Source organism: Streptomyces tailanensis (genome assembly GCF_008386495.1).
GTDB lineage: Bacteria > Actinomycetota > Actinomycetes > Streptomycetales > Streptomycetaceae > Streptomyces > Streptomyces tailanensis.
Genome location: NZ_VTHJ01000011.1, coordinates 113,675 through 122,012 on the forward strand (window position 1 = coordinate 113,675; position 8,338 = coordinate 122,012).

At 69.7% G+C, this 8,338-nt stretch carries 5 protein-coding genes; 1 reads left to right on the forward strand and 4 read right to left on the reverse strand.

The window, feature by feature from the left end; all coding sequences use genetic code 11:
* Positions 1 to 318: 318 nt before the first annotated feature.
* The 4 genes from F3T56_RS11850 to F3T56_RS11865 all read right to left on the reverse strand — a co-directional run bounded on the left by F3T56_RS11850 (position 319) and on the right by F3T56_RS11865 (position 6,591).
* The gene (locus tag F3T56_RS11850) at positions 319 to 918 is read right to left on the reverse strand and encodes a CGNR zinc finger domain-containing protein (protein ID WP_149824863.1); all 600 of its coding nucleotides are present in this window, start codon (positions 916 to 918) and stop codon (positions 319 to 321) included.
* A gap of 308 nt (positions 919 to 1,226) precedes the next feature.
* Positions 1,227 to 2,402 carry a uroporphyrinogen-III synthase gene (locus tag F3T56_RS11855; RefSeq protein ID WP_149824865.1) on the reverse strand — a complete coding sequence of 392 codons (1,176 nt, stop codon included), beginning with the start codon at positions 2,400 to 2,402 and terminating at the stop codon, positions 1,227 to 1,229.
* Positions 2,403 to 2,575: 173 nt separating this feature from the next.
* Positions 2,576 to 3,958 (reverse strand): nitrate/nitrite transporter, encoded by a 1,383-nt coding sequence (locus tag F3T56_RS11860; protein WP_149824866.1) that lies wholly within the window; start codon positions 3,956 to 3,958, stop codon positions 2,576 to 2,578.
* 395 nt (positions 3,959 to 4,353) lie between these two features.
* Entirely contained in the window at positions 4,354 to 6,591 is a 2,238-nt protein-coding gene (locus tag F3T56_RS11865) for an MMPL family transporter (RefSeq protein ID WP_149824868.1), read from the reverse strand.
* Positions 6,592 to 6,890: 299 nt separating this feature from the next.
* Between F3T56_RS11865 and F3T56_RS11870 the strand changes: the two genes are divergently transcribed.
* The gene (locus F3T56_RS11870) at positions 6,891 to 8,174 is read left to right on the forward strand and encodes an acyltransferase family protein (RefSeq protein WP_149824869.1); all 1,284 of its coding nucleotides are present in this window, start codon (positions 6,891 to 6,893) and stop codon (positions 8,172 to 8,174) included.
* Positions 8,175 to 8,338: the final 164 nt, after the last annotated feature.

The following is an 8,338-nucleotide window of genomic DNA, read 5'->3' on the forward strand; positions in this document are numbered from 1 at the left end:
CCGGTGTCCGGGGGTTCCCCCAGTCGGTCGCTCACATCGGGATACGTAGGTAATCAGTTGTGTGTTCAGAGTTGAGCCACAACTTTCTCGATTCAACTTGGGGAAGTTGGGGCTGCCGGGGGACAAGTGCAGCCATATCCACGCTTAAACCGGCACGCAAGTGCGGGAATTGTGAAGACGCCCGCACCGCGGTGTGAAAAACAGCACTGCTGCTTCTTTACGGAAGCGGGGTGGTTGCCCAACTGCTGGGCGCAGTAAGGGAGATGGGCAATCGGGGAGAAGGGGCCCGAAGGCGAGCGATTCGGTTACGCGAGTCAACTACGCGCGGGCCAGGCCTGCTCGGCGGCGGTGGCGCGCCACTCGTTCGCGGTTGCCGCAGATCTCGCTGGAGCACCAGCGGCGGCGCCGGCCGCGGGACGTGTCGACGTACACGATGGGGCAGTTGTCGCCGGCGCACTGGCGCAGGCTCGCGCAGGCGACGGGGTCGGTGAGCAACTCGACGGTGTCGCGGGCGATGACGGCGAGCAGGGCGGCGCAGTCCGGGGGGCGGTCCAGGGTGGGGGTCAGGGGCAGGGCGCCGTCGTCCGTGCGGGCCGCGCGGGGGGCCGGAGTTGCCGCGCGGGCCAGTTCGTTGACCCTTGCCAGGGAGATGTCGAAGGGGCGGGGGTCGGTTCTACGGTCCGGGTCGGGGCGGACCAACTGGCCGATGTGGCCGCGTAGTTCCCGGAAGCCGGTCAGCCAGTCGGCGGCGATGTGGTCGAGGGGGGTGTTTTTGGGGACGATGCGCGCGGCGGTGATCCAGGTGCGCAGCCGGTCCGCCGAGTCGAGTTGTTCCTCGGGGTGGGTGGTGGCGAGGAGGTCCAGGCAGAGGTGACCGCAGTCGAAACGGGGGCCCTGCGGGGCTGTACCCGGTGCCATGTGCCTGTCACCGCCTTGGGGTTACCGCGTCACAGGGGTGCCTGAAAGGGGTCGTACCCCCTACAGTGCCCGGCCGCACCCGGTGAGCGGAACCCTCCAGGGGCTGTGCCCCTTCACCCCCCAGCTCGGGGGTGCATGTGTGTCGGCGGGTGCGGGTCCGTCGTGGCTGGTCGCGCCCACGCGGCGGAACCGCAAATCAGCACAGCCCCGCGCCCCTAAAAGATCGGGGCTCGCCCGGCGCTTTCAAGGGGTGCGGGGAACTGCGCGACCAGCCCCCACCCAGCCGCAGCCGAACGCGACACGCCCCCTCAGTCGCCGTACTTCGCGTCCGCCGCCGGGTCCAGGGCCAGGCGGTAGCCGCGTTTGACGACCGTCTGGATCAACTTCGGCGCCCCCAGGGACGTGCGGAGGCGGGCCATGGCTGTTTCGACCGCGTGTTCGTCCTTGCCGGCGCCGGGGAGGGCCTTCAGGAGTTCGGAGCGGGGGACGACCCAGCCGGGGCGGCGGCAGAGGGCGCGGAGGAGGGACATGCCGGCCGGGGGGACGGGGCGCAGGGCGCCGTCGACCAGGACCGCGTGGCCGCGGATCTCGACGCGGTGGCCGGCGATGGGGAACGTGCGGGCGCGGGCCGGAAGTTCCTTGCACAGCAACTGCACGAGCGGGCCGAGGCGGAAGCGTTCGGGCTGGACCGTGTCGATGCCGTGGGCCTGGAGGGGCAGGGCCGTGACCGGGCCGACGCAGGCCGGGAGTACGTCGTGGTTCAGGGCGCCCAGCAGTTCCGGGAGCAGGCCCCGGTCCTCCGCGCGGGAGAGGAGGGAGGCCGCGGCGGGGGCGCTGGTGAAGGTCAGGGCGTCGAGGCCGCGGCTGATCGTCGAGTCGAGGAGGCGGTCCACCGGGGCGATGTCCTCCGGGGGCATCCAGCGGTACACCGGGACGCCGACCACCTCGGCGCCGCCCTCGCGGAGGGCCTCGACGAAACCGGGGAGGGGTTCGCCGTGCAACTGGACGGCGATACGGCGGCCTTCGACCCCGTGCTCCAGCAGGCGGTCCAGTACCTCCGCCATGGATTCGGAGGAGGGCGACCACTCCTCGGTCAGGCCCGCGGCCCGGATCGCGCCCTTCACCTTCGGGCCGCGGGCCAGGACCTCCACGCCCCGCAGCTTCTCCAGGAGGGCCTCGCCCAGGCCCCAGCCGTCCGCCGCCTCGATCCAGCCGCGGAACCCGATGGCCGTGGTGGCGACCGCGATGTCGGGCGTCCGGTCGAGGATGTCGTTGGTCGCGGCCAGCAGTTCGCTGTCGTCGGAGAGTGGCACGATGCGCAGGGCCGGGGCGTGGAGGACCGCCGCCCCGCGGCGCTGGAGCAGCGCGCCAAGCTCGTCGGCCCGCCGCGCCGCCGTCACGCCCACGGTGAAGCCCGCCAGCGGGCCGTGTTCCGGCTGCGCCGGCCGCTCGGCCCGCTCTGGTCCCTGCTGTTCGTCGTACATGGCTCTCGTCCCGCACTCGAGTCGTTGCACCTGGGGCCTGTCCTCAGACCATTGATGTCTTCAGACCATGCTTGGCACCTTCATGCCGAACGAGCCTGTCAACGGTGCGTGACAGGCTCGGTTCGGCTTGATGTCGCTGGTGTTACGTCACACGTGTCAGGGCATGGGCGACATCACACCTCGGCGTAGCTGAGCTGCGGCTTCGCCTCCGTCGCAACTGTGTTCTGGGTGGCGCCGGAGGCCGGGCGGCGAAGGTATACGGCCCAGGTGACGGCGAAGCAGACCCCGTAGAAGGCGAGGAAGGAGACGAAGGCGCCGGTGCCGGAGCCGACCGTCAGGAAGGACTGGCGGAAGGCCAGGTTGATGCCGAGGCCGCCGAGCGCGCCCACCGCTCCGATGATGCCCATGGAGGCGCCGGAGAGCCGGCGTCCGTACGCGGCGGCCTCCTCGCCCTCCAGGCCCTTGGCCAGGGCCTTGGCCTGGAAGATGCCCGGGATCATCTTGAAGGTGGAGCCGTTGCCGAGTCCGGTGAGGATGAACAGGGCGATGAAGGCGCAGGTGAACAGCGGCAGCGACTTCTGCATCGAGGCGACGACGATGACGGCGGTGGCGGCGGCCATGGCGACGTAGTTCCACAGGGTGATCTTGGCGCCGCCGTACTTGTCGGCGAGCGAGCCGCCGACCGGGCGGATCAGCGAGCCGAGCAGCGGGCCGATGAAGGTGACGTACGCGGCCTGCAGCGGCGTACGGCCGAACTGGGTCTGGAGGACCAGGCCGAAGGCGAAGCTGTAGCCGATGAAGGAGCCGAAGGTGCCGATGTAGAGGAAGGACATGATCCAGGTGTGGGCGTCCTTGACGGCGTCCTTGGCGGCACCGGTGTCGTTCTTCAGGTGCGCGATGTTGTCCATCTTGACCGCGGCGAGGACCGCGGCGATGACGATGAACGGGATGTAGATCCCGAGCAGGACGCGCGGACCGCCGCTGGCGCCGATGACCGCGAGGCCGACGAGCTGCACGACCGGCACACCGATGTTGCCGCCGCCCGCGTTGAGGCCGAGCGCCCAGCCCTTCTTCCTGAGCGGGAAGAAGGCGTTGATGTTCGTCATGGAGGAGGCGAAGTTGCCGCCGCCGATGCCGGCGAGCATGGCGCAGATCAGGAACGTGTTGAACGAGGTCCCCGGCTCCATCACCGTGAACGCCGCCACGGTCGGGATGAGCAGCAGGCTCGCGGAGGCGATCGTCCAGTTACGACCGCCGAAGAGGGCGACCGCGAAGGTGTACGGGATGCGCACGATCGCGCCGACCAGCGTGGCCATCGAGACGATGAAGAACTTGTCGGCCGGGGTGAGCCCGTACTCCGGCCCCATGAACAGCACCATCACCGACCACACGGTCCAGATGGAGAAGCCGATGTGCTCCGAGAGCACCGAGAAGATCAGGTTGCGACGGGCGACCTTCTCGCCGGTCTCGTTCCAGAAGGCCTCGTTCTCCGGATCCCAGTGCTCGATCCAGCGGCCTCCCCTGCTCGCGGCGGGGGCTTGGCTCGGGGCTGTCATGACGCCTCCACGGTTCTCCGGGCTCGGGTTGGTACTAGGGGGTGCGGGGGTTATGAGTCCGAAGGTAGGGAGGGCGCGTTTCCTCGCTGTGGCACCGAGTGACCGGAAAGGAACTTTGCTCTCACGTTCACAAGGAGCCGCCGGTGAGGATAGCGCGGCCTCGCGGCGATTCGGGTCAGGCTATGACAACCCCGGGCTCCCCCTCCACGTAGAGCTTCCGGCAGGCCCGCCGCCGCCGGCCCGCTCTCCCCTTCTATACGGATACGGCTTCTGAACGTCTCCTCGGTCGTGCCGAGACGTTAGCGCGGAGACGGGGAGATGGGGAGATGACGAACCGGCCCGGCGGTGTGAGGCGCCGGGCCGGCTCGTCATGGAGCAGTTGGTCGTGCGTTCGGTCAGTCGACCAGGGACGGTTCGCGGGGCGAGCGCTGGTGGGGGATCGACGTACGGCCGCGGGTGCCGAGCTTCGCGCCCTCGACGTCCATGTCGGGCAGGACGGCGTTCAGCCGGCGCGGCAGCCACCAGGCCGAGCGGCCGAGGAGGGCGAGAACGGCGGGTACGACGGCCATGCGGACGACGAACGCGTCGAAGAGGACGGCGACGGCGAGGCCGAAGCCGATCATCTTGACGAAGTCGTTGGCGTCCAGGATGAAGCCGGAGAAGACGCTCGCCATGATGATCGCGGCGGCGGAGACCACCCGGCCGCCGTGCCGGAAGCCGGTGACGAGCGCGTCGCCGGGGCGCTCGCCGTGGACGAAGGCCTCGCGGACACGGGTGACGAGGAAGACCTCGTAGTCCATGGCGAGGCCGAAGACCACACCGATCATGAAGATCGGCATGGTGCTCATGATCGGCCCGGGCTGGTCGATGCCGAAGACATCCTTGAGCCAGCCCCACTGGAAGACGGCCACGACGGCACCGAGTGCCGCGGTCACCGACAGCAGGAACCCGAGGGCCGCCTTGAGCGGGACCAGGATCGAGCGGAAGACCAGGACGAGCAGGACGAAGGCGAGTCCGACGACCAGGGCCAGGTACGGCACCATCGCGTCGTCGAGGGTCTGCGAGAAGTCGATGAACAGGGCGGTCTGGCCGGTGACCAGGACGGTGGCACCGATCTCCGACTTGAAGCCGGCGGCCGTGTCGCGGATGGAGTGGACCAGGTTCTCGGTCTTCTCGTCGGTCGGGCCGGTGGTCGGGATGATGTTGACCATGGCTGTGTCGCCCGCCTTGTTGACCGTGGCCGGGCTGACGGAGGCGACGCCGGGCTGCTTGGTGAGGTCCTTGCCCACTTGGTCGGCGGCCGTCTTGGCGTCCTTGGCCTCCACCGTGATGAGCAGCGGACCGTTGAAGCCGGCGCCGAAGGACTCCGACAGCATGTCGTACGCCTTGCGCTGGGTGGTGTCCTCGGCCATCGTGCCCTCGCCGGGCAGCCCCAGCTCCAGGCTCGCGGCGGGTACGGCGATCGTGCCGAGGCCGACGACGCCGAGGAGCAGCACCGCGACCGGGTGGCGCAGTACCCAACCCGCCCAGCGGGAGCCGAGGTTGGGCTTGGCCTTGGCGGCGCGCTTGGCGGCCTTGCGCTGCCGGCGGGCGCTGAGCGGCTTGGCGCGGAACCTTCCCCGCTCGTGGCGGGGCAGCGTCTTGACCGGGGCGTAGCCGAGGAGCGCCGGAACGAAGGTGATGGCGATGAGGACCGCGACGGCGACCGTGCCGGCCGCGGCGAGGCCCATCTTGGTGAGCATCGGGATGTTGACGACGGCGAGGCCCGCGAGGGCGACGATGACGGTCAGGCCCGCGAAGACGACCGCGGAGCCCGCGGTGCCGATGGCGCGTCCGACGGCCTCCTCGCGGCCGCGGCCCTCCAGCATCTCGGAGCGGTAGCGGGAGACGATGAACAGGGCGTAGTCGATGCCGACGGCCAGGCCGATCATCAGAGCCAGCGTGGACGTCGTACTGGACAGGCCGAGGGTGGAGCCGAGGGCGGTGATGCCGCAGATGCCGACACCGACGCCGATCACGGCGGTGAGCAGGGACATGCCGGCGGCGACCATCGAGCCGAAGGTCAGCAGCAGGACCAGGGCGGAGACCAGGATGCCGATGGACTCGGCGTTGTTCTTGGCGGCCTCCACCTCGACGGCGTCACCGCCCGCCTCGACGGTGAGCCCGCCCTCGCGGGCGTCGGCGGTGGCCTCGGTCAGGGCGTCGTGCGCCTTGTCGGTGAGCTCGGTGGCGGCGACCTCGTAGAGGACGGTCGCGTAGGCGGTGGTGCCGTCCTCGCTGACGGCGCCCGCCTGGTAGGGGTCGGCGACGCCCTTGACCAGGGGCGCCTTGGACAGGTCGGCGAGGAGCTGGTCGACCTTGGCCTTCTGGTCGGCGTCGGTGACCTTGCCCTCGGGCGCCCGGACGACCACGCGGGCGGTGGCACCGTCCGCGCTCGCGTCCGGGAAGCGCTCCTTGAGCAGGTCGAAGGCCTTCTGCGACTCGGTGCCCGGCATCGAGAAGGTGTCGGCGGGTGGTGCCGGGGCGGCGGAGGCGGCATAGCCCACGCCGACCAGGATCAGCAGCCACAACAGTGTCGTCCGGCCTCGCCGTCGGAAGGCGAGTCGGCCCAGTTTGTAGAGGAACGTAGCCACGGCGAAGGGGACTCCTGTCGAGTTCGCTGGGTGGGGTCAGGAGATGGGTGGGGTCAGAAGAGAAACGCGGCCAGCTTAACAAACCGCTTGAGCGGTTTGGAAAGTTCAAGGGGTGAGCGAATCAGGCAGTTGAACACCCCGAATCCGCACCTGCACCCCGATGTGGCCGACAAAAGCGGAGGTTCAGTGGCCGTTTTTCGCCAATCTGGAAAACCGCGTGAGCGGTTTGTTAGCGTCCCGGGCAACTTCTGCGGGCAACTTCTGCGCCGCCTCACACCGAGACGAGAGGTCCCTTCGCCGTGACAACTTCCCTGGACAGACCGCGACCGGCACCGCCGGTCAGCGCCCTGCCCGGCGCCAAGGACTCCCCCGTACGCGCCGAGCGGACCTTCGAGCCCTCGGTCGACGGACTGCGCGCCGTCGCCACGCTGATGGTGCTGGTCGCCCACCTCGCCCAGTGGACCGGCGCGCTGATCGACAAGAACGGCAAGGAAGGGCCGTTCGCCCCGGTGATGACCGGTGCGCTGTCGGCCATCCCGATCTTCCTGATCATCAGCGGCTATCTGCTCTACCGCCCCTGGGCCGACGCCGCGCTCGGCGGCCGCAAGGCGCCCAACACCCTGCACTACTACTGGCACCGCGTCCTGCGGATCTTCCCCGCGTACTGGCTGTTCATGATCACCACGCTGCTGGTGTTCAACCGTGAACAGCTCGGCGACGGGTGGCGCACCCTCCGGCTGCTGACCGTCCAGCACGTCCAGCACTGGGAGGATCTGCGCACCGATCCCGGCATGACCAACTGGGCGCAGACCTGGAGCCTCGCCACCGAGGTGCACTACTACATCGCCCTGCCCGTCCTGGCGATCGTCCTCCACAAGGCGCTGCGGGCGACGAAGAACCTGAAGCTCGCCGGGGCGCTGCTCACCGCGGTGATCGTCGCCGACTTCACCTGGCTGGTCGCCACCAGCCCGTCCAGCCCGCTGGGGCCGCCGTCGCTGTGGTGGCTGCGCGGCTACCTCGGGTTCCTCGCCGCCGGCATGCTGCTCGCGCTGGTCGCGGCGAAGACGCGCGGCGGGGCCGGGACCGGGGGGCGGCTCGCGTTCGTGGAGTTCGTACGGAATTACCCGTGGGCGTTCTGGGGTGCGGCGGGCTTGGCGTACGCGCTGGCCAACACCGACTGGGCGGGGAGCATCGCCTCGATCGTGCTCACCAAGGACGAGGCGGCGTTCAAGTACGTGTGCCACATGGTGATCGCGGTGGGGCTGGCCGCGCCGCTGCTGCTGGCGCGGGGCAGTGGGCCGGAGCGGTTGCTGTCACGGCCGACGATCGTGTGGCTCGGGCGGAACTCGTGCGGGATCTTTCTGTGGCACCTGGTCATCATGCAGGTCACCGTCTGGTACCTGCTCGACAGTGACTTCGCGCAGCTGGGGACCGGGGCGTTCTTCGCTCTGCTGCCGTTCGTGTTGGCGCTGTCGGTGTTGGCCGGGTGGTTGTCCTACACGTTCGTGGAGATGCCGTTGCTTCGGCGGTTCCGGATCAGGTCGCATCGGCCGATCGCGGAGCCGGAGCGGCGCGCTGGGTGATTTTCGCCCCCGCCGCCCCTACCCGTCCCTCCCCCATCCAGGGGCTGCGCCCCTTCGACCCCGCTTCGCCTTCGAGCTCGGGTGGGTGGGGTTGAGGGGCGGGTGCGGGTGGGTGGGGGCTTGTCGCGCCCACGCGGCGGAGCCGCAAATCGACACAGCCCCGC